Genomic DNA, 22,686 nt, shown 5'->3' with positions numbered 1-22,686 from the left:
AAACATTTCCATTGACTAAAAAAAGAACCATGTACCGCTATCGCCTGTTATTTTTCACCATACTCATGGGAATTTCGGCAATGGCCCAAGAAGCGCCTCTTAAGCTTGGTGTGGTTGGCCTTACCCATGGCCATGTGGGCTGGATATTGGATCGGAACACCGCGGACGACATCAATATGGCGGGGATCGTTGAAACCGATACGGCGCTGATCGATCGCCTGTCGCAACAGTTTGGTTTTTCAAAGGATTTGGTATACCCGACCATTACCGCAATGATAAAGGCCGTTTCGCCCGATGCGGTCGCAGCATTTGGTACCATAAAGGAACATTTGGCCGTAGTGGAGGCCTGTGCACCCGAAGGAATTCACGTGATGTTGGAAAAGCCCATGGCACTGGACTTCAAAGAAGCCCAAAAAATGGCCGAACTTGCAAAAAAACATGGCATAGAAGTACTGACCAACTATGAAACCTCATGGTATCCCACGAACAAAAAAGCATATGACCTTTTTAAAAAAGGAAAGGTCGGCCCACTTCGAAAGGTTATCGTTAGGGACGGACATAAGGGTCCTAAAAAAATCGGTGTCCCTGAGGAGTTTTTAGAATGGTTGGTAGACCCGGAACATAATGGCGGTGGGGCCCTAATGGATTTTGACTGCTATGGGGCCAACCTTATGACCTGGTTGCAAAACGGTCAAAGGCCGTTACAGGTCACCGCTGTAACCCAGCAGTTACAACCCGCAAATAATCCCTTGGTGGACGATGATGCAACAATCATTGTAAATTATCCTACCGCAATGGCCATTTTCGAACCATCATGGAACTGGCCGATCGGAAGAAAGGATATGGAAATTTATGGAGAAAATGGCGCATTGCTCGTTGATAACGCATCACAATTGCGTATCCGTATTTCCGAAGGCTACGATGGTTTTTCCGAGGAACTGGTTACCCTCCAAAAACGTTTGGCGCCATTTGATGATCCTTTTTCGGTATTTGCGTCAGTAATACGTGGGACGTTACAATTAGAACCTTTTGACCCGTACTCCCTGGAGAACAATCTTATTACCATGGAAATTTTAAGCGCGGCCAAAAAAAGTGCCCGAACGCAGCAGACCGTAGTTTTAAAAAACGAGCACTAGCCTTGACTACTATCCTTATGGGCCTTACGAATATGGGTGAAAGCTTACGGTCGTATCCTAGCTCTTCTTTAACATTGCTATAGGGGGTTACTGTTCTAAAAAAACCATTATCACGATTTTCTTTACCAAAAAAATGTCCATGGCTTTATACAATTTCAACGTTAAAGCGGTCTTATTCGACGGCTACCCAGGCAATTTCCAAACGAAAATTTTCCGCAATACCGTTCCCGATCAAAAAAGCGACCTCTTGAAGGCGTTCTCCCGGATACTCGGGCATGTCCAAGGTTTTACCCCGATAGGTAGGACGCAGCTGATTGAAGGGAATTTCGAGGGTAGTCCATTCCGAAAGTGCTTTTAGCGCTATGGAATAGGTATGTTGATCAGTATCATTGGTTTTTACGCGAAAACGGTATTGTTTGCCATCTCCTTTGATTTTGACCACAAACTTTCGGTGGCCGATCATACTTTTGGTACCGAACCGATACCGCACCAATGAAAACCCGCCATTGTTTTCGGTAGACACCTTGCCCTTAAAAACTCCGCTACCTTCTTTTTCCACGGAAAAACGACCTTTGGAACGCCCTCCCATTACTGCATCGTCCACTACCGACCAGGCCGTTGCCTCGGTGACGGTTTCAAAATCAAAAATAAAGGTCCTATGCTGTATCATTCGAATCGTAAATAAATGTGGTGTTATCGCCCTGCTACTAAGCGGAGCTGACCAGATGCGTTCCGAAATTAAAGATTTTTCAAATAACTTTCTGCCGCTGTTTTCGTCTTATACCATTTCTGATGTTAAATTACGTAAATAAAAACCAGGGATTTTTTGGGTAGGCGAAAAAGAAAATCCAGGCATAGCTGTAGCTATGGTTGGATTTTATTTTGAAGCATACACGGAAAAGAACAATTTTTAATGGGTAATTTTAAGGTAGAAATGGTATTTTTTAACCCGGATTATGCATTAGAACTTCGTAATGAAGCTTTTAGCTGCGATAAAATGTAGCGCAGCACCATATTTTGAAGTAGCTGGAAGCTGTAATAGATTTTCTAATGCATAAAGCGGGTTTAATTGACCATAAAAAGTGCATTGGCAAAAAAGAGCTTGCCGTTCTCCCAAAATCCTCTGAACAATGGATTGTCCACCATATATACCACCGTACCCTTTCCATGCCGTTCTACGCCAAAAACCAAGGTATTCCCAATTTTTTTCTGGGCTTCGTTCCCCGCAAAACCGGAAACCGGTCGCGTATCGTCGGATTGCAGATAGACCACCGTTCCGGTATCCAAATAGGAATAGGCATCGGCACCCAGTTTTAGACTAAAATAAGTGTCGCCATACCCGAAAGCCAAAGGATGGGTCGTATCGACACGGGTCTTGAAAATGGCGCCCGTAATCGCATTTTTTATCTGTTCCCTTTCCGAAGCCTCATAGGAACGTGGATTGACCGTACTATCCTTCTTCTTTTTCACAGGTTTCAGGGAGAAACCCTTTTCGCCCGTAATTCCTTTGATCGCTCCACCCATCGCGATTACCTTCCCTCCATTTTTAACCCACTCCTTAATTGCGGAGCGTTTGTCATCGTTCAAAAAACGGCCGTATCCCCAACCGTCGGGTAAAATGAGAACGTCATATTCGGAAAGCTCCACGCCAAAAATATCGGTACTTCGCAATATCGTCAACGGATAGTGCAGCTGCTGCTCGAAGAAATGCCAAATTTCACCAAAACGGAGCGTCGATACGGGATCACCCGATAGCATGGCTACTTTGAGTTCCGGAACCATTTTTACAGAGCCTGAACCAAAATCTTTTCCATCCTCTACAAAACCGGTAGTTGTAGCGGTAAGTCCTTTTTCGTGCTGTTTTGCGACACTTTTTAAAACCGTTTCAAAATCCGTCCTGTTCATGTTGTCGGCCTTGGTAACGATAAGGGTTCCCCTATCATAACGTTTCCCATCCATTGCGAAAGGTTTTTGGGCGAAACGAACCCGTATTCCCTGCTGCAACAGATCTCCTAAAAACGCGGCATCTTTCATGCTGTTCCAACTGGAAAGATAGGCATAGGCATCGTTGTTCTCTTTGAGGTCGGGCACCTTATTTTTCGCATAAGGGGTTACCGGTATGCCATTGGTCGCGGCCACAGCTTCCAACCCATACGCAAAGGGTAGTGACCAGGCGGTAATATCATAGGTCAAGGAATCGCTGAGCTTGGCATTGGGCTCGAACAACACCTTCACCAGCGTACCCTTTGGTTGATCGGTGGAAACGACAAGGTTTTTTCCGGATGTTTTCAGGCTTCCGTTCTTTCCCGTGCCATATAACAATCCCTTGACCGTAGTCGCATCCGTTGTTCCATATGTTATTTCATGTTGATCCAATAACTCGGTAAGCGCATCGATCTTATCAGGATGGCCGCGCATTACATAACTATTGTATTTGAAATTGGTTCGCTGATAAAATTTGCGAAACTCATCGTTCAATTTTTGGGCATTTTCCGATGCTACTTCCACCGTAGAAAGTCCCGTAGTATGGTGATGGTCGATGCGGTCCTTCAATGTTAGGGTATCTCCATTACTGGTTTTTATCCCGAGTCCCGCATGACCGCTGCCCCCTTGTTCATAGGTCATACCGATCGCTCCGTTGTACGTTGGAAAGGTATCGCCATAACTAGGGTACAACAAATCAAAAACCTCTCGCGTAAAATAAAACCAACCATTGGCATCAAAGTACTTGGCATGGTTTTTTCCGATGGTCACTTGAAAGTCCCTTTGAAAATCGGTTATCACCTCATGAAAGGGTTCCGCTGCAGGTGCAAAATAATACGGGTTGTCCACGCCCTGCTCATGAAAATCGACATGAACATGGGGCAACCACTTATTGAATACCTTTATCCGCTGTTGGCTTTCCACTTGGGTAAGCCATGCCCAATCGCGATTTAGATCGAACATATAATGGTTGGGCCTTCCGGTCAACCAACCCTCATGATGCTCCTTGCTATTGGCATCAACGGTATGGGGCATGTTCCTAAATTGGTTGTACCAATTCACATAGCGGTCCCTACCATCGGGATTGATACAGGGGTCCATGATGACGACGGTATTTTCAAGGTATGCCTTTTTTTCGGTAAGCAGCTCATAAAGCGTTTGCATGGAAGCCTCGGTACTTACACTTTCATTACCGTGAACGTTATAGCTCAACCACACAATGGCCTTGGAACCATTGCCCCCGGTATCGGTATTTTTAAGATGCTCGGTACGTATCCCTTCCAGATTGGACATGTTATCGGGAGAAGACAAGTAAGCCAACAACAAAGGCCGTCGCTCATTGGTTTCCCCATATTCCTGTAAGCGTATTTGTTCGGGAACGGTTGCCGCCACGTACCGGAAGTAATCGACTACCTCATGATGGCGTGTAAACTGTGTACCCAAAGGATAGCCCAAATACGCGGAGGGAGATTGGAGTTCTTGCGCCTGCAGCACGATCGAAAAAAAAATACAGTAAAAAAGTAAAAGTGTTCTCAAGCGATAAAATTTTAATGTTCGCATTTTCAAAGGCCCCATTCCGAGCAACTACCCCAGTACACCTGCTGTTTGAGGAAAGTTCTGCCTACTGGTAAAGCTACTAAAATAAAGACATAAAAACGCCGAAATCCGATAAGAGCATCAAAACAAAGATTAACGTAATTAACGTATTTTTAGGAACTCAACGGTACGAAGCGTTTTATCTTTACCGCCATTTGACCTCTTTTATGAATAGTGACTTTATTCCCTTTGAACGAACCGGTTATTTTTCCGAACTCATTTGTGATTACATTGATAAAAAAGAGGGCCTAAAACCCTTCTATAACCGCTTTTTCAATATTGAAAACTTTGGGGAACAGCTAACCGAAAAGGCAGACCGTTTTTCTGCGGCAGACCGCGAGATATTGTATCAAGCGTTAATGGAACAGTATGGCAAGGTCGATACCTCCAAAAAAACGCAGGATCACATAAAACAGTTAAAAGAGCCTATTACGTTTACCATAACTACCGGACATCAGCTCAACCTTTTTACGGGGCCGCTTTACTTCTTGTTTAAAATTGCAAGTACGATAAAACTTTGCAAGGAGTTGAAGCAGCAGTATCCAAAATTCAATTTTGTTCCCGTGTATTGGATGGCCACCGAGGACCACGATTTTGACGAAATCAACCATTTTAATTTTAAAGGGAAGAAACTACAGTGGAACAAAACGGCATCCGGTGCCGTGGGAAAACTGAACACCACGGGGCTTAATGAAGTCTATCGGGCATTTTCCAATGAGTTGGGCCCGGGAAAAAATGCCGACTTCTTAAAAGACCTTTTTAGTAAGGCCTATTTGGAGAACGACACCTTAACGGAGGCCACCCGTTTTCTGGCGAACACGCTTTTTAAATCGGAAGGCCTGGTAATCATTGATGGGAACCATCCCCATTTAAAACGACTGTTAATGCCTTTTGCCAAAAAGGATATTTTTGATTCCCTTGGTTTTTCAAGCGTCAATGCAAGCATTGAAGCCTTGCGAAAATTACCGGGATCCTACACTGTTCAGGTAAACCCGCGGGAGATCAACTATTTTTATTTGGCGGACGGGGTACGGGAACGCATCATTGCCGATAAGGATGGTTTTGTCGTCAACGATACCGATATTACATTTACAAAGGAAGAACTGCTACTGGAAATGGAAACCAGTCCGGAGCGATTTTCCCCGAACGTAATCGCGCGCCCTTTGTATCAAGAGGTGATACTGCCCAATCTATGCTACATCGGTGGTGGTGGCGAAATCGCCTATTGGCTTGAACTCAAGGCCATGTTCGATGCAATGGAAGTCCCCTTTCCTATTTTATTGCTCCGTAATTCGGCGGTACTCGTTTCCAAAAAACAGGCACTTAAAGCCGAAAAACTAAACGTGGCCCTGGAAGACCTCTTTTTAAAACGGCACCGTCTGATCAATAAAAAAATACGCGAAATCTCCAATATTGATATTGATTTTACCCCACAAAAAGAACATTTGGAAACACAGTTCAAGGCACTTTATGATTTGGCAACAAAAACGGACCCCTCATTTTTGGGAGCGGTAAAGGCACAGGAGGCCAAACAGAAAAAAGGATTGGACAAGCTTGAAAAACGTCTTTTAAAAGCGCAAAAACGAACCTTAAAGGACCAAGTGGTGCGCATCACAGATCTTCAAAACCAACTTTTCCCCAACCGATCTCTTCAGGAACGGACCCAGAATTTTTCCGAATTATACCTGGCACTGGGCGACGCCCTTGTTCCCAGTTTAATGGCGGCATTTGAACCGCTCAAATCGGAGTTTGCCATTTTACGGTACGATTCCCTCTAAGTTTTACGGACATACATCCGCTCTACAATTAAAGTAACAGCGTACGGCATTTTGGCAATGGCGCATGTTTCGTTCGGTATTCGACACATCCTTATACCATCTTAACTTTGAAATGGTATTAGTCGGTTGAAAGCTCCTTGGCGATAGCTACATTCCAACGTTGTTGTTGTTCCCGGTCTCTGGAATAGTTGGTCTCCGCGTCGTATCGGTTTTGAAAGTCGTTCAAGTCGGTATTGATCTGCCGGTAAATCGCTTTGACCTCAGCTTTTACATTCTCCGTAAATCGTGTTTCCGAAAGTTGTCTGCGCATTTTTCTTGCATACAGTTCCGAGATGTCGAAATGCAACTGTTCGTGCCCTAAGATTACCGAATCGCATAAGTCGGGCCGGAACCATGATTTGTCGGGGTAGAAAAAGGTATCCACGGTAAAATCCAAGGCTACCGCTCCATTTTTATACATTGAGGAAAACTGGTAGGAGATTCCGCTAGCGGTTATCGCCGCTGCCCGCGATACTGTAGGCTTTCCTTGAAAACTGTCCCATGAAAGCCGTACCTCCGGCGTCCAGCGAATGGTACGCTCCGGGGGGACATCATTGGATGTCGTTCCCAAAAGAAGGATTCCGATTAAAAAATATCTTATTAAAGTCATTTGCCCTTAGGATTATTGGAGCAATGCATCACCTATACTAGTATAACGTAACTATTGGATCTTGCGTATAGCGATTTTGTTATAAAGCAATTCGCGAAGACGCAATATTCGTTGCACCAACCGCTATCAAACAACAGAAATAGTCCAATTCCCTTTTAATACCATTTCTACCTTAAAATCACCCAAATAACAAGCACCCATTTACCGCCCATTGGGCAAAGCGTACCTCTCTAAGAAGTTGACGTACGTCCTTTCGAAGACGCTCAATATCGCCTCTTAAAAACCCTAAAAGAAGATTTACGGCCGCTTTTAAAGTTTAATTTCCTTGATCCGCATGTCGTCGTAGGTAATCAAATAGGACGCGGTATTGTAATACCCGGAAGCTGGATCTTTCTCATAGCTGAACTTATTGCCGTTATACTCCGTTTCCCCTACCATTTTAGAGATGACGAACAAGTCGTTTTTATAGGCCAACTTCAACAGCAGGTCATAGGTAATATCAAAGCCACGTACCGCAAAACGATCCGGAACATCTCCAAAACGTTCTTGATAGCGTTCTACAAAGGCATTATTACTTACTTCGCGACTCACCGAAGGATAGGTAAACCGTAAATTCGACAAATGCGATATGGAAATCGCTTCGTTGTCAAATGCTTTGTTCTTGTTCGTTGTGAACATCCGTACCTTAACGTCCTTGGTATTGTTAGAATTAAGAATGGAGCTGACACTGGGCACTAATTTTTCGTTGTCGGTTTCCACAAACACCCAGTTTTCCTTTTCTTTTGACAACAGGGCTATAAATTTATCGAGCCGGAGCGATATGTTTTTCTTTTCTTCGATGAGGACGGCCACTTTGGCCCCTTTATAGCGGTCCAGAAGCTGCTGTTGCACCGCTTCGTTTTTCTTGTCCGCGACCACGATAATATTTTTGTCCACTGCCAAACTATCCATGTAGTGCAGCATGCGTTCCCGTAACAAGTCTTCGCCAGTATAACTGAAAAACACGTTGGGCAAGCTGATTTCGCTTCGTACCGGAATGGGTGCGATGAGGGGCACTCCACTAGTGGAGGAGCGTATGGCCGTCTCTTTAATGGAAAGGGGATCCAAGGGGCCAACAATAGCGCTATAGCTTCCTATGTTTTCTTTTGCAAGCAATTCTTTGGTACGGTTGAGGTCCAATTCATTGTCAAGCGCCTTCACATCGACAGAAATGCCCAGTTCCGCAATGGAGTCGATGGCGATCAGGGCACCGGTATACAGCCCTAAACTCACTTTTACATCGTTCCGTTTCTTTATCGCTTCCTCTACCGACTCGGTATCGGCAAGATCAAGACGATCCAAACGAAAGGGAAGTAAAAAAAGTAACTTGGGACGATTGCCGGTATCGATACTATCCAAAAGATCGATTTTATCCAATACCAAAGCGTTCCGAACCTCAAAGTTCCCTGTTTGCCCTTTTGGTAATTTAAGGATCATACCTGCTTTCAAACCATCTTTCAATGCCGGGTTCAATCGTAACAGCTCCTTATAACCGATCCCCAGTTTACGGGTCAGCGAAAACTCGGTCTGTTTTGGTTTTACCTCGTAAAATATGTAGTTGTCCGTGTTTACGTCCCCGGCAACGGTCTGCGTTTGGGGAAGTCGGATTACCATTCCTTCCTTGAGCCCGCCCCGCTCGGTAATTTCGGGGTTCAGCCGAACGACCTCGTCCGACTTAATTCCGAACTGTTGTTCCAATTGGTAAAAGTTCATTTTTGGAGGAACGGTATAGGAACGGTAGAGTTGTGCCTGTTGTCCCTTGATACTGCTTCCCGGCTTTTTGGGCAGGTTCAGCTGCTGCCCTTCCCTAAGGTAATCGGAAGTTCGCGATAGGTCGGGATTGAGCTGCAATAGGCTATCGATAGTAATTCCATTTTTATGTGCTATGCTCCACCGGGTCTCTTTTGGTGCCACCGTATAGGTATATACCGCATCGGTATCTACCACCGTGGCCTCGGTCGGTTTCGTCCTTCTGTACTTTGGGATCTTCAACACCATCTTCTTCTTTAATTGAGAAGCGTACAGGGATTTATTATAGCGTTTGATGTCATCCTCGGTCACATGGTACCGCTTGGCGATACCATAAAGGGTTTCTTTTTTACGTACCCGATGCGAGGTAAACCCTATTGGTTCCTCCTGTATATCTGAAGTTACATTCTCCGACGTGCCGGTAGCAGCCTTTTCGGAAGGAATGACCAAAAGTGTTCCGGGCCTAAGGGATTGCCCCACCTTTACCTCTTTGTTATAGATGAGAATATCCGAAAGGGACACGCCGTAACGTTTGGATAGCGTTTCTAGCGTTTCGCCCTCTTGCACGTTGTGGCTCGTAAATTTTTGCGAAAGGGCCGTATTTCCAAGTACCAATACAAACAGTACCGTGGCTATATTTTTTACAAATTGGTTCATAGTTATTCCCATTCTATTGTCGCCGGAGGTTTTGAACTAATATCATATACGACACGATTTACCCCGGGGACTTTATTGATAATATCGTTCGATGTTTTCTGTAAAAACTCATAAGGCAGGTTTACCCAATCGGCCGTCATGCCATCGGTACTTTCTACCGCACGTAAAGCTACACATTTTTCATAAGTACGTTCGTCTCCCATGACCCCGACACTGTTCACGGGAAGTAGCATGGCACCGGCCTGCCAAACATCGTCATATAACTCCCAGTCCCTAAGGCCCTGTATAAAAATATGGTCGACCTCTTGCAAAATGGCCACTTTTTCCCTGGTAATATCGCCCAGTATGCGAATGGCCAGACCAGGACCAGGGAAAGGATGCCTTCCCAACAGTGCCTTGTCTATGCCCAGGCTGGCGCCGACACGCCGCACCTCATCTTTAAACAACATTTTTAATGGCTCTACCACTTTTAACTTCATATAATCGGGCAAGCCTCCAACATTATGGTGACTTTTTATCGTTGCCGAAGGGCCGCCCGTAGCGGAAACCGATTCGATGACATCGGGATAAATAGTTCCCTGTGCCAACCACTGGGCGTTATCGACCAATTGGGACTCATCATCAAAAACCTCCACAAATACGCGGCCTATGGTCTTTCGTTTCGTTTCGGGATCGCTCTCCCCTTCCAAATCATCCAAAAAGCGTGCCGAAGCATCGACTCCCTTTACATTAAGGCCCATTCCTTCATACTGTTGTAAAACACTCGCAAACTCATTTTTACGGAGCAGCCCGTTGTTCACGAAAATGCAGTGCAAGTTTTTCCCGATCGCCCGGTGCAATAGTACCGCAGCTACGGAGGAATCGACACCACCGGAAAGTCCAAGGATCACTTTTTCATCACCGATCTTTTCTTTAAGTTCGGCAACCGTCTTTTCCACAAAGGCGTCCGGCGTCCAAGTCTGCTCCATACCCGCAATGTTCACCAAAAAATTTTCCAACAACTGTTTTCCATCCGTAGAATGGTATACTTCCGGATGAAACTGTATGCCATAAGTAGCTTCGTTCTCAAACTTATAGGAGGCGTATTCCACATCGTCGGTACTTGCCAATAAGGTGGTATTTTCGGGTAATTCTTTAATGGTATCGGCATGGCTCATCCACACTTGGCTCCCCTTCCCTATCCCTTCGAAAAAAACCGAGCCGTCCTTTACATAAGATAAGTTCGCGCGGCCGTATTCCCTAGTATTTGACTTGGCCACATTACCGCCATTAAAATGGGCAAGGTATTGCGCCCCGTAACAGATGCCCAACAAGGGCATTTTACCCCGTATGTTCGACAGGTCGGGATGTGCGGCATCATCGCCACGCACCGATAGCGGGGAGCCTGAAAGGATGACCGCCTTATAGTCGGACAGTGTTTCCGGAACTTTGTTATAGGGTTTTATTTCGGAGAAAATATTGAGTTCCCGAACGCGTCTCCCTATCAATTGGGTGTACTGGGAACCAAAATCTAAAATCAGGACTTTGTTTTGCATGGGCAAAAATAGGAAAATCGAAAATTTGGGAAACAGTTATTCCAGGATATTTACAAGAGGTTTTTAACAGCTGTTAAAATACCCAAGACAACCGTACAAAATCTTTATCCGACCAGGTGACAAACGGCATCAAAATATAAAGAGGTGAACGTTAAAGGCGATCGGTAATCACGTGGAACTATGTTTTGGAACAACCTTGCGGTATTCTCCTTATGTCCAATAAAAAAAGCCCCGACCCTACGTCGAGGCTTTTGAATCAAAATCAAAAAACCAACCTAAACACATGAACTGTTGTTGAACTAATTATAATTTTCTTTTTGGTAGTAATTTTGAGTTAAAACAACCCATAAATAAAATACCCTACCCCGATTTTCTTTTTTTTGTTGATTTATACCATTTTAACTTTGAAATGGCAGGTACAGAAATTGAGTTATTTTTTGGTTGTTCAAGACAAAAAAAGAAGCATAGCCTTAGCTATGGTTATTATTTTTTAACGAAGAACAGCTGAAAAGAAACCATTTATTAGTGCTATTTCAAAGTTAAAATGGTATTTCACCAAAAATCAACAAATGGGCCTTTTCAAAACGTCCGTCGCAACTGAAACCGGAATAGACCCAGTTTTCCATATCTTTGATTTTAAAAAAATCAGCGAACATGACCGATGTCTTTTTTGAGGAACTGGTAACGGAGCTACGGCTGGGAACTTCTAAAAAAGGACATCCGTTCCGGTATATGACCATGGCCACGACCGACGAAGAGGGTGATCCAAGACTACGTACCGTTGTGCTGCGAAGGGTGACGGAGGACCTCAAGCTGTTTCTCTATACGGATCAGCGTTCGACAAAGGTCACGCACATCAAAAAAAACAAGAGGGCAAGCCTACTGTTCTATCATCCTAAAAAATTATTGCAACTAAAAGTGGATGCCTCTGCACGCTGTATTACGGATGAGGACACCTTAAAACGGTATTGGAGCGGTGTTCCCCTTGCGAGCAGAAAAGATTATACCACGGTTTCCCCGCCGGGAAGTCCGATTTCCAGCCCCGATGCCCTGTCCTACTCCGAAGGTCTTGATAATTTCTGCATTCTTGAATTACATCCTACCAAAATAGAATATCTTAAGCTCAAACGGCCGAACCACATTAGGGTCGACTATACGCGCGAAGGGAACGATTGGAAGGGACAGTTTTTAGTTCCCTAGATCGCGCGTGGTCGAATGCACCACAACGTTATATACGCCCGGCTAAAAACCCCTTTGCCCGTAACACAAATCGTTAGGCGAGGTAAAATGGGATGGCGATTTTCCAGAAGCCCTTTCGGTCCCTTCTAAACTTTACTTCACAAAGCCGGATACTTCCCCGGCCAATTCGTATTTTTGCGCCCTTATTAAAAGCTATGCGTACAAAGACCCTTAAGAAGAATAAAATCAATGTCGTAACTCTCGGCTGTTCCAAAAACATCTACGATTCAGAGGTACTCATGGGGCAATTGAAAGCCAATAAGAAAGATGTGGTACATGAGGAGGAAGGCAATATTGTAGTGATCAATACCTGCGGATTTATTGCCAATGCAAAGGAAGAGAGTGTCAACACCATTTTGGAGTACGTAGAAAAGAAAGAAGCCGGTGCCGTAGACAAGGTATTTGTAACGGGCTGCCTAAGTGAGCGCTACAAACCCGACCTTCAAAAGGAAATTCCTGATGTTGATGCCTATTTTGGCACCAGCGAGCTTCCCAATCTTTTAAAAGCGCTCGGTGCGGATTACAAGCACGAATTGATTGGGGAACGCCTGACGACAACCCCTAAGAATTACGCCTATTTAAAGATTGCCGAGGGCTGCGACCGACCATGCTCTTTTTGTGCCATCCCCATAATGCGGGGCAAACACCGTAGCAAACCTATAGCCGACTTGGTTACGGAAGCCGAAAAGCTGGCCGCCAAAGGGGTGAAGGAACTTATTTTAATCGCCCAAGACCTTACCTATTATGGTCTTGATCTATATAAGAAAAGGAATTTGGCCGAACTTTTAGAAGAACTGGTCAAAGTAGACGGCATCGAATGGATCCGTTTGCACTATGCCTTCCCGACCGGTTTTCCCATGGATGTGCTCGATGTCATGAAGCGGGAACCCAAGGTATGTAACTACTTGGACATTCCCCTGCAACATATTTCAGATGCCATATTAAAAAGCATGCGTCGCGGTACCACCCAAGCCAAGACCACCAAATTATTAACCGAATTCCGAGCAGCTGTACCGGAAATGACCATACGCACCACTCTGATCGTCGGTTATCCGGGAGAAACGGAGGAAGACTTTCAAACCCTAAAAGCATGGGTGGCGGCCATGCGTTTTGAACGTTTGGGCTGTTTCACCTATAGCCATGAAGAAAACACCCATGCTTATACGTTGACCGATGATGTTCCCGAAGCCGTAAAGCAAGATAGGGCCAACGAAATTATGGAATTGCAATCTCAAATTTCATGGGAACTCAACCAAGAAAAAATCGGACAAACCTTTAAATGCATTATTGATCGGAAGGAAGGCAATTACTTTGTCGGCCGAACCGAATTCGATTCGCCGGATGTGGATAATGAAGTATTGATCGATGCGACCAAGCATTATTTAAAACAGGGAGCGTTTGCTAACATTACGATCACGGATGCCGCCGATTTTGATCTGTACGGAGAACCGGCGAGTTAAGTGCAAGTGCAAAGATCAAGCTCAAGTGTCAAATTCAAATACAAACGTCAAATTCAAATTCAAAACTTTACTACTATATACTTTTTACGCATTACCAACCACGCCAACTACCAACTGCTACTACGAACTGCTAATTGCTAATTGCTAATTGCTAATTGAATAAAGACCGCTACGCTGAAAGAACAACGAACAAAGACTAAAAAAAGTTAAGGTTCAAGTCTCAAGTTCAAAATCAAGCGAACAACTTTTTACTCACCACTTTTTACTGATTACTTATTGTTTATTACTAATTGTTCATTGCCCATTGAAAAAAGACCGCTGCGCTGAAAGAGAAAAGACAATAGACTAAAAAAGTTCAAGTATGGAGTTCAAAATCCAACTGCAAACGTCAAATTCAAATTCAAAACTTTACTAATTACTTTTTACTCATTACTAATCATGCCTACTACTACTGCGGTCTGTCCATTGAAAAAAGACCGTATTCAAGTTTAAATGCAAGTTCCAGACAAACGCAAACCTTAGCATCGAAACAATGGCACTATTAAACGAATATACGCTACCGACTGCTGTCCTAGCAACGATTACCTTCTACTTTATACCCTAATTACAGGATTACATTGGAAATCAAGTTCTCCACTGTGGGATGGTCGTTTCCGCCGGCCGGTTCAATAGTGATGTTCAACGATTCGGCGTGGTCGATATAGTTTAAAATGATATAGTCTTCGCCTGTTTTTACAATACCCATATTGATCATCTCCCCTTCCACATCGGCCCACATTTGATAGGTATGTTCCTCGTCCAGGGTCCGCAGCCCTTTTGCGTTCAAAATAACCTGTTTGGTCCTATGGTTCACATAAGCGGTCGCCTTGGAGTTAGGTGCCTTTTCATTACCCATCAGCACCAAGGGTATTACATTGGGATTATTGATCTGTTGGTAGCGATTACTGGTTTCGCTATAGTTTTTTTCCAATCGGGACAGCCGTTCTTGCAATGCAACAGTTTGGCTTTCGAGTGCCTTAAAATTGTTTTCCGCGGTTTGCCATTGGGTATACATCCAAAATGTCCCAAAGGCCAATACTGCAGCGATACTAGCCGCCACCAAAAAATTCGTTTTGGAACCCGATTTGACCTGTGATAGGGAGCGTATTGGTTTTTCATCCTTTTGTTCGCTTTCCAAAAGTTGCGCCTCCAAGGCATCCCTTACCGTTTTTGGCGGGACAATCCCATTTTCAAAGGCGATACGCTCAAAATCCTCCTCAAGTCCTTCAAAATGGGCGCGTAACTCCATATCGTCCTCCATGGCCGACGCTACCGATTTCATGGTAGCCTCGTCAAGTTCCCCAAGAAGGTACTGCTCCAAGAGGCCGTCTTCCAAGATTTTTTTTTTATCCATGTCCGATCATTTCAACTAATACTGACAATAACAACAATTCTTTAGGGTATTCCGTTCGGAGCTGTACCAACGCCTGGCGGATGTACGATTTAAAAGTCCCTAAGGGAACTGCCATTTCCTCATGTGCCTCTCGATGGGTCAACCCTTTAAAATAAACCAGCTCTATGGCTTTGCGATGGTGTGGTTCCAACTTTTTAAGGACACCGTTCAACTCCGTGTAGTCCGTAGGAAGGGCTGTAGTTTTATTGGTATATACACTCAAATCATCGGTTTGGATGAGCGGAGTGGCTTTTCTAACAGTATTTAACGCGGTGTTTTTTGCAATACGATAGGCCCAAGTGTAAAAACGTCCCTTACCCGGGTCGTAACTATCGATTTTTTCCCAAATCTTTATAAAACTTTCCTGTAGCGCATCTTGGGCAATATCCTCTCGGGTACAAATGCGGACAATGATACCGTACAACGCTTTGGAATACGCGTCATACAGGCCCAAGAGCGCACTTTGCTCACCTTGTTGTAGGCGCTTGATCAATTCGATATGAGTTTCCCGAGCCGGCATTTCAAGGTTAAAGATATGATAAAAAAACAGCATGCTCATCCAAAGGGAGCATGCCCGTGTACCTACTCATGAAAACAAGCTATAGTTGTTTGTACTAAGAAAATGTAAAAATTAAACCATGAAAAAATTAATCGTAAGTTTCACCGTGTTATCCCTGTTGTTGTTCGCCCAAAAAGCAAAATCGCAAGATATTGTCGATGTTGCCGCGTCAGTAGATGATTTTTCTACTTTGGTCACTGCGGTAAAAGCGGCGGACTTGGTGGATGCCCTTAAAGGTGATGGCCCTTTCACCGTATTTGCCCCGGTAAATTCGGGCTTCGCAAAAATCGACTCCAAAACTTTGAACAGTTTGTTGGAGCCGGCTAACAAGGAAAAATTAGGGGCCATACTTACCTACCATGTCGTATCCGGAAAGTTAATGGCCGCCGATGTAGCGAAAGCGTTAAAGGAAGGAAAAGGGGAAGCAACCTTGACTACCCTGAACGGTGGTACCTTAACCGCAGTGAGCAAAGATGGAGGAATCTATTTAAAGGATGCCAACGGCAATTTCAGTAAAATTGCCAAAACGGATGTATCAGCCTCCAATGGAGTCATCCACATCATCGAAGATGTTGTAATGCCACAGTAAGCGCGTACTTTTTTGATTGTTAGGGAGCACCGCGAGAGCGGTGCTTTTTTTTATGAAATAAACGTCAAAACCGAACGCAAATTCAAACGTCAAACGTCAAACTCAAACTCAAATTCAAATTCAAACGTTATCACTACATACTTTTTTACTCATTAGTGACCACGCAAACTGTTCATTGAATAAAGACCGCTGCGCTGAAAGAGAAAAGAACAAAGACAAATTCAACTGTCAAATTCATTCCCCTCAATACTGAATTCTTTGTACTACTTGAAAAAAGACCGCTGCGCTGAAAGAAAATAGAACAAAGACAAGTTCGACTGTCAAATTCATTCCCCGCAATACTGAATACTTTGTACCGAATACTTCGTACTACTTAAAAAAAGACCAGTAAACTGTCAAAATTAAATTTACAAGATCCACCAATTCCTTTTTACTTATTACTTTGTATTACATCACTAGCTACCAATTACCTATCGACCGCTCTTTGCCCATTGCAAAATCCAAAGCCCTTATGCTCCGATTGCTAAAACCAACTACAACATCCAAAAAAAGAAATCATTTTATTATTTTTAATTAGTCTAAATTAATTTTATGTTTGTGATGTTGCTTTTGATACCACGGCTATTATGGTCTGTATTCGAAGCTTGCTTGTCCTCTACCAACATACCGCTTTGCTACTCTATGCAGTAAAGCACGGCACGGACTTTTATTTGGTTAATACTACACTACTAAAACAACCGTTATGCACCAAGATATTGAACCCTTATATTACAACGAAATCGGAATCTCCTTTTTTTGGAAAAAAGTGAAGACCGGCGACACCGCCAAGGTACAATTGGTTTTCCGGGATACCGGACTGCTGCTTAGTGCCCAGGAGCTGAACGTATTTTCCGAAAATGTCAGGGCGCTGATGAGATCCAAATCTTTATGTACGGATTGCCAAAACAAAGAAGGCTGTAGAAGCCTTTTGCTGGAAACCCATTTGACCACACTGAGCTTTGCCATTAGTCCCAGCGAACTGGGCCAATTGCGCGACCTCTTGGAGGGCACGTTGTTTCAACTACAATTGAACGCCTGTCTCGATGACTTGTTATAGGAAGTGACCGTGTGATTAGTGATATTGCGAAAAGAGTTCGGTAGCCTTATTGTATGCCGCTTCAAAAGCCATCCAATCCACCCCGGTCTTTGCTTTTTCGGTCGTAAAATAGGAGAGCATTTTCTCTGTGGGCATATTTCCGGTAAGCTCGTCCTTGGCCATAGGGCAACCGCCAAACCCTTGTACCGCACCGTCAAAACGACGACATCCGGCTTTGTAGGCGGCATCGACCTTTTCGTGCCATTTGGTAGGGGTCGTATGCAAATGGGCCCCAAACTCGATTTCGGGATATTGGGGTATCAGGTTTGAAAACAAGTAATCGATGGTTTCCGGGTCGGAAGTGCCAACAGTATCGGACAAGGATAAAATTCTGGCCCCCATATCGGCAAGTCGTTCCGTCCACTCCCCCACTACTTCCACGCTCCAAGGATCACCGTACGGATTTCCGAACCCCATAGAAATGTAAGTGACCACTTGTTTTCCGCTCCCAGCGGCTATCTCATGGATTTCTTTTAGGGTCGCTACGGATTGGGCTATGGTTTTATGCGTGTTCCGCATCTGAAAGTTTTCGGAAATGGAAAAGGGATACCCCAGATAATCTATGGCCCCGTGTACACTAGCATCTTTAGCTCCCCGAACATTCGCCACAATGGCCAACAACTTGCTTGTAGTTTTGGAGCGGTCCAATAAGGAAAGTACCTCCGCGGTATCGATCATCTGCGGAATGGCCTTGGGCGACACAAAACTTCCAAAATCGATGGTATCGAAGCCACAACCCAGCAAGGCCTGTAGGTAGCGTACCTTTTTTTCCGTCGGAATAAAGGTCTTTATTCCTTGCATGGCGTCCCTAGGACATTCGATAACTTTTACGGTTTCCGGCATGGGTACAAGGTATTGAAAAAGGGTGGTAACGGCAACACTCGTAACGCCCTATCGATTGCCGGAGATCGGTATATCCGACCAAGGGCATTTCTTTCTATAGGCTTTATTCCCACTTTCAACTCCGAACATCAGTTCGAAAACAACAGGTATGCGGCTATGGAAAGCAATACGACCACTTGAAACCATTTCACATAACTTCCTATACCGACCTTACCTGCCAAGCGGTCGGAAATGGAACCCGCTAACATTGCAATACTACCGAACGTTATTGCTGAAACGAGCATAAAAAGCAAACCCAGCACATAAAACTGTAGCAAGGGCGACATGGTATCACTGAATAGGAACGCGGGAAAAAATGCGATAAAAAAGAGGGTCACTTTGGGGTTCAACACGTTCATTAAAAAACCTTGCCGAAAAAGTCGTACTAAATTCTTATCCGAAGTGGCATCTTTGGTTAGGGGTAGGGTCATTTTTGACCGTATGGTCTGCCATGCCAGGTAAATAAGATAGCAAGCACCAAAAACTTTGATAAAAACGAACAGCCTGTTGTTCGCCTTTAAAACGGCCGATACCCCAAACGCCAATAAGGTGGTGTGCACCAAACAACCCGATATGAGTCCGGCCGTGGTCGCCAAGCCATTTCGTCGCCCATTGGAAATACTTTGTGTGAACACATAAATGTTGTCAGGGCCCGGAGCGATGGCCAGTACCAGGGTGGCACCGATAAATGTCGTAAGTATTTCGTAATCCATATTCACGTCCCGCGTGTTTAAAACCGATTGCAAACATTAAAAATAGTAACTAGTAGTTACCTTGTAATCCCGCTATTTCTGGCTTGTAGAACAAACAAAATACAAATTCCATCAAACTTTCCATCAATTTCATATCTTTCCAAAAAATAATTTCATGCGACCACAAACCGTTGCTGCCGTTTTATTTACGGCATTATGTTCCCTTACGCTTATGGCGTTGGGCCAAAACCAAATCGATACCGGCAAAACCACTTTCATGATGGAACAGGATTCCCTTTTACGACATGTGGTCCTTTTTAAATTTAAAGAGGGCACTTCGGATGCAAAAATTTTAGAAATAGCGACCGCTTTTAAGGAACTACCGGCAAAGATACCGGAAATCAAGGCTTTTGAATGGGGAACGAACAATAGCCCGGAAGGTTTGGACAAGGGATTTACTCATTGTTTTTTCCTGACTTTTGCCACAGAGGCGGACAGAGCTATTTACTTGCCCCACCCCGACCATAAAGCCTTTGGAGGGTTGCTTAACCCCTATTTGGAAGATGTGTTGGTTACGGATTATTGGGTTCGGCAGTAGTCAACATGCCGTTAGGTCTCAGTCGCCGCTTGTTTTAAGATGGCCTTATTGATGCGTTTTACAAGTGCGGGTCCCTCGTATACAAAACCCGTCCATAGCTGTACCAAATCGGCACCGGCATCCAGTTTTTCAAGGGCGTCCTCAGCGGTCATAATGCCGCCCACTCCTATTATAGGAAAGGATTTTCCGCTATTTTCGGCCAAAAATCGAATCACTTCGGTGCTTCGGTTCCGCAATGGCTTTCCACTAAGCCCTCCTTTTTCTTCCGTAAATACGAGTTCCGATCGCAAATTACGACGGTCCAAGGTAGTATTGGTCGCAATTACCCCATCAATTTTAGTGACATTTACTATTTTGATGATATCCCTGAGCTGGTCGTTCGTCAGGTCCGGAGCTATCTTCAACAAAATAGGTTTTTCCTTTCCTTCCTTGCTCTTGGCGGCCACCTTAACGTTTTCCTTTTTTATTTCCAGCAGCAACTGGGTCAACGGTTCCTTATCCTGCAATTCCCTTAAACCGGGCGTATTTGGAGAACTTACGTTTACCACAAAATAATCGACATGATCGAAAAGGGCATCAAAACAGATCAGGTAGTCCTTGATCGCCATATTGTTCGGGGTAATCTTATTTTTTCCAATGTTCCCACCAATGATTACCCGATGTTTTTTCTTCAATTTTTCTACGGCATCAAAAACGCCCTGATTGTTAAATCCCATTCTATTGATAATGGCCTCGTCGGGTTTTAATCGAAAAAGTCTTTTTTTGGGATTCCCTTCTTGCGGTTTTGGGGTCAACGTTCCTATTTCGATAAATCCAAAACCGAAATCGCTCAGTTCATTATATAACTTGGCGTCCTTATCGAAGCCTGCCGCCAAACCTACCGGATTATCAAATCGTATTCCGAACACCTCTCGTTGCAACCGTTCGTCCTTAATGGTGTATAGTGATCGAAACAGTCCGGAAAAACCAAGTTTTGACAATAGTTTTATCATCCAAAAACTAAGATGATGTACCCTCTCCGGGTCTAGCATAAAAAGGAAAGGACGTAGGACAAACTTGTACATAATTTGGGGTAGGATTTTGTCAAAAGTACAAACTACATCCCATTTACTGTTTTATTTAAGGCGATTTTTTAACAGTGTTGTTCAACAATCGTCTTTCACCAAAAATTATCGATCAGTAGTGGAAAGCGCAGAATATGAAGGCCGTAGAAAATTACCTACCTAGTTAAACGATTAACAGTATTTTCAAAACCCTAAACAAACGTATTGCTTAAGATTATTCTTTCTTTGGAGGAATGCTATCGGTGTAGATGACCGGTGTTACTTTTATAGGTTCCAAAATGGCCTCGGCACAAAGGTCCAGATACAGCTGATATTGTTTCGGATTCAACCCCTGTAAAAAACTCTTATCGGCTTCCCAAGAGGCCTTTACCATTTTCTGTTGTAACATTTTGTATTTCGCTGAAAGCGTGGTCAATTCTTCTTGGGTACTTTGCGGATGATCTTGAAACAATTTTTGAATTTGGTCCTCCACATCTTTTCGAAGCAACGCGAAATCGCCGCTCAAGGTTTCCAATGTAGCCTTTTGGGCAGCATTCAATTGAAACATTTCTGTAATCTCAACAGAATTGCCGCCGGTGACGTTCAGGTTGCATTGTTGGGAATAACCACCGTACGTAAATAGCAGCAACATAATGGTCCACACCAACCATTTTGCTCGTTTTATATCGTTCATATCGTATACATTAGGACCGTTCTTATGTTGTTAACTACAATTCTCGCCAAAAATTATATCAATTGCAAAAAGTGATGTTATTGTGCGTCAATGGAATGAGCCGTTTTGGATTTGTTGTTTACGGCCCAAACAATTGTCCATCACTTGCAATTTATGCCAAAGTGCGTTGGTCATCATGTCCAAAAACGGTACCGTTTTCCGACAAAAATCATTCTCAAGCGAAAAACACCTATAACTGAACCGCTATGCATCCAAAACGCAAAAAATTATTGGAAGAGAATGAAATACTTTTTCAACCTTACTTTAAAGTAGCAGTAAGCGGTTAGTTACTTTATAATCCATAAAAATTGCGGACTGAGATGTTCGACTACCTAATAACTTAAGATTTGAAGCTTCTAGTACTTGTAGGGAAGGCTTGCACGAAAGTGTATCCTTTCAACCAATACTTGTGACCAATGCGTTAAACCGGTAGAACAAATGTCTTTTTGGTCCCTGTTTCCCACTCCTTTTTTTAACTTTATCCTGACATTGGTCTAGTAGCTATCCATTTGGGAATCGGCCGAACAAAAAAACAGCTTATGAACAAAAAGTCCAAAACAGACGGTCCGGCCCTTCGCATCTACATGGACAGTTCTGGAAAATTATTTAAAAAAACACCGGATGGGGATTTAAAACTACTCCCCTCGCTTCCTCAGGAATATGAGGATATGTACTACATTAAATTTGTACAGGCCAACGACATGGACGAACAATTTGGACCATTGAATATTACCGGGGCCATGGATCTTTACTTGAAGTAATACCATTTTAACTTTGAAATGGCGCGTATAGAAATTGAATTAGTTTTTAGTTGTTCGAGGCAAAAAGCCTGTCCCCAGCTTGAACGGGGATCTAAGCATAGCCTTAACTACGGTTATATTTTTTTAACAAAAAAGAGCTGATAAAGAAACGATTTATCAGTGCTGTTTCAAAGTTAAGATGGTATAAGCCCTTCCAAATACCCGATTGCTCAGCGGTGATGACCGTTGACCGAAAATTAGACCTTTTCATCGATAGGATCAAACTATTTACAGGGAAGCTACCGTATAGTATAGCAGGGGTACCCTTACAAAATTATTTCAGAAAAACCTATTACAAACCAAAGCGCACACATGTCAAAAATCGTAAAGATCACCTTGATCGTCGGCGGGGAGACCTTCCTTCCCAAATCGGGCTATAGCATCACCATAGAACAGTCCGTG

The 22,686-nt window shown here is 43.8% G+C and carries 19 protein-coding genes; 8 read left to right on the top strand and 11 right to left on the bottom strand.

The window, feature by feature from the left end; genetic code table 11:
* Positions 1–11 precede the first annotated feature (11 nt).
* Complete coding sequence (locus ACRD7P_RS17925) at positions 12–1,136, top strand: Gfo/Idh/MocA family protein (RefSeq protein ID WP_430909070.1); 1,125 nt, start codon at positions 12–14, stop codon at positions 1,134–1,136.
* Positions 1,137–1,308: 172 nt separating this feature from the next.
* On the opposite strand, the gene ACRD7P_RS17920 is transcribed toward ACRD7P_RS17925, so the two are convergent.
* Positions 1,309–1,806, bottom strand: a complete 498-nt coding sequence (locus tag ACRD7P_RS17920; RefSeq protein WP_430909069.1) for a CIA30 family protein — start codon at positions 1,804–1,806, stop codon at positions 1,309–1,311.
* Positions 1,807–2,201: 395 nt separating this feature from the next.
* A complete protein-coding gene (locus ACRD7P_RS17915; protein WP_430909068.1) occupies positions 2,202–4,679 on the bottom strand; it encodes a M14 family zinc carboxypeptidase in 2,478 nt (825 codons plus the stop codon).
* 203 nt (positions 4,680–4,882) lie between these two features.
* Here ACRD7P_RS17915 and bshC point away from each other — a divergent pair, with 203 nt between their 5' ends.
* A complete protein-coding gene (gene bshC, locus ACRD7P_RS17910; RefSeq protein ID WP_430909067.1) occupies positions 4,883–6,493 on the top strand; it encodes a bacillithiol biosynthesis cysteine-adding enzyme BshC in 1,611 nt (536 codons plus the stop codon).
* Positions 6,494–6,611: 118 nt separating this feature from the next.
* Here the strand turns inward: bshC and ACRD7P_RS17905 are convergent, their stop codons facing one another.
* The 3 genes from ACRD7P_RS17905 to guaA form a co-directional block, all read right to left on the bottom strand.
* The gene (locus ACRD7P_RS17905) at positions 6,612–7,142 is read right to left on the bottom strand and encodes a DUF922 domain-containing protein (protein ID WP_430909066.1); all 531 of its coding nucleotides are present in this window, start codon (positions 7,140–7,142) and stop codon (positions 6,612–6,614) included.
* 309 nt (positions 7,143–7,451) lie between these two features.
* The gene (locus ACRD7P_RS17900; RefSeq protein ID WP_430909064.1) at positions 7,452–9,587 is read right to left on the bottom strand and encodes a LysM peptidoglycan-binding domain-containing protein; all 2,136 of its coding nucleotides are present in this window, start codon (positions 9,585–9,587) and stop codon (positions 7,452–7,454) included.
* A gap of 2 nt (positions 9,588–9,589) precedes the next feature.
* Positions 9,590–11,122 carry a glutamine-hydrolyzing GMP synthase gene (gene guaA, locus ACRD7P_RS17895; protein WP_430909063.1) on the bottom strand — a complete coding sequence of 511 codons (1,533 nt, stop codon included), beginning with the start codon at positions 11,120–11,122 and terminating at the stop codon, positions 9,590–9,592.
* A gap of 654 nt (positions 11,123–11,776) precedes the next feature.
* Here guaA and ACRD7P_RS17890 point away from each other — a divergent pair.
* Both ACRD7P_RS17890 and rimO read left to right on the top strand, forming a co-directional pair.
* The gene (locus ACRD7P_RS17890) at positions 11,777–12,322 is read left to right on the top strand and encodes a pyridoxamine 5'-phosphate oxidase family protein (RefSeq protein ID WP_430909062.1); all 546 of its coding nucleotides are present in this window, start codon (positions 11,777–11,779) and stop codon (positions 12,320–12,322) included.
* Between the two features lie 194 nt (positions 12,323–12,516).
* Entirely contained in the window at positions 12,517–13,821 is a 1,305-nt protein-coding gene (gene rimO, locus ACRD7P_RS17885; protein WP_430909061.1) for a 30S ribosomal protein S12 methylthiotransferase RimO, read from the top strand.
* A 604-nt stretch (positions 13,822–14,425) separates the two neighbouring features.
* Here the strand turns inward: rimO and ACRD7P_RS17880 are convergent.
* Positions 14,426–15,214 (bottom strand): anti-sigma factor, encoded by a 789-nt coding sequence (locus ACRD7P_RS17880; RefSeq protein ID WP_430909060.1) that lies wholly within the window; start codon positions 15,212–15,214, stop codon positions 14,426–14,428.
* Positions 15,207–15,812: an RNA polymerase sigma factor gene (locus ACRD7P_RS17875; protein WP_430909059.1), complete on the bottom strand. Its 606-nt coding sequence runs from the start codon at positions 15,810–15,812 to the stop codon at positions 15,207–15,209. Before ACRD7P_RS17875 ends, ACRD7P_RS17880 begins: the two co-directional genes overlap by 8 nt.
* A 79-nt stretch (positions 15,813–15,891) precedes the next feature.
* On the opposite strand from ACRD7P_RS17875, the gene ACRD7P_RS17870 reads away from it, so the two are divergent.
* Both ACRD7P_RS17870 and ACRD7P_RS17865 read left to right on the top strand, forming a co-directional pair.
* Complete coding sequence (locus ACRD7P_RS17870; RefSeq protein ID WP_430909058.1) at positions 15,892–16,401, top strand: fasciclin domain-containing protein; 510 nt, start codon at positions 15,892–15,894, stop codon at positions 16,399–16,401.
* Positions 16,402–17,143: 742 nt separating this feature from the next.
* Entirely contained in the window at positions 17,144–17,497 is a 354-nt protein-coding gene (locus ACRD7P_RS17865) for a hypothetical protein (protein WP_430909056.1), read from the top strand.
* Positions 17,498–17,512: 15 nt separating this feature from the next.
* Here ACRD7P_RS17865 and ACRD7P_RS17860 read toward each other — a convergent pair whose 3' ends face one another.
* The gene (locus tag ACRD7P_RS17860) at positions 17,513–18,379 is read right to left on the bottom strand and encodes a hydroxymethylglutaryl-CoA lyase (RefSeq protein ID WP_430909055.1); all 867 of its coding nucleotides are present in this window, start codon (positions 18,377–18,379) and stop codon (positions 17,513–17,515) included.
* A gap of 128 nt (positions 18,380–18,507) precedes the next feature.
* The gene (locus tag ACRD7P_RS17855) at positions 18,508–19,131 is read right to left on the bottom strand and encodes a LysE family translocator (protein WP_430909054.1); all 624 of its coding nucleotides are present in this window, start codon (positions 19,129–19,131) and stop codon (positions 18,508–18,510) included.
* 154 nt (positions 19,132–19,285) lie between these two features.
* On the opposite strand from ACRD7P_RS17855, the gene ACRD7P_RS17850 reads away from it, so the two are divergent.
* On the top strand, positions 19,286–19,708 hold the full coding sequence (locus ACRD7P_RS17850) for a Dabb family protein (RefSeq protein ID WP_430909053.1): 423 nt from the start codon (positions 19,286–19,288) through the stop codon (positions 19,706–19,708).
* 11 nt (positions 19,709–19,719) lie between these two features.
* Here the strand turns inward: ACRD7P_RS17850 and ACRD7P_RS17845 are convergent, their stop codons facing one another.
* The gene (locus ACRD7P_RS17845; RefSeq protein WP_430909051.1) at positions 19,720–20,772 is read right to left on the bottom strand and encodes a quinone-dependent dihydroorotate dehydrogenase; all 1,053 of its coding nucleotides are present in this window, start codon (positions 20,770–20,772) and stop codon (positions 19,720–19,722) included.
* A gap of 214 nt (positions 20,773–20,986) precedes the next feature.
* Positions 20,987–21,445 (bottom strand): hypothetical protein, encoded by a 459-nt coding sequence (locus tag ACRD7P_RS17840; RefSeq protein WP_430909050.1) that lies wholly within the window; start codon positions 21,443–21,445, stop codon positions 20,987–20,989.
* A 578-nt stretch (positions 21,446–22,023) separates the two neighbouring features.
* Between ACRD7P_RS17840 and ACRD7P_RS17835 the strand changes: the two genes are divergently transcribed.
* Positions 22,024–22,245 carry a hypothetical protein gene (locus tag ACRD7P_RS17835; protein ID WP_430909049.1) on the top strand — a complete coding sequence of 74 codons (222 nt, stop codon included), beginning with the start codon at positions 22,024–22,026 and terminating at the stop codon, positions 22,243–22,245.
* The last annotated feature ends 441 nt before the right edge of the window (positions 22,246–22,686 follow it).

The organism is Maribacter sp. 2-571 (assembly GCF_050589625.1).
In the GTDB taxonomy this organism is placed as follows: Bacteria; Bacteroidota; Bacteroidia; order Flavobacteriales; family Flavobacteriaceae; genus Pelagihabitans.
This window is presented reverse-complemented; position numbering and strand designations above follow the sequence as displayed.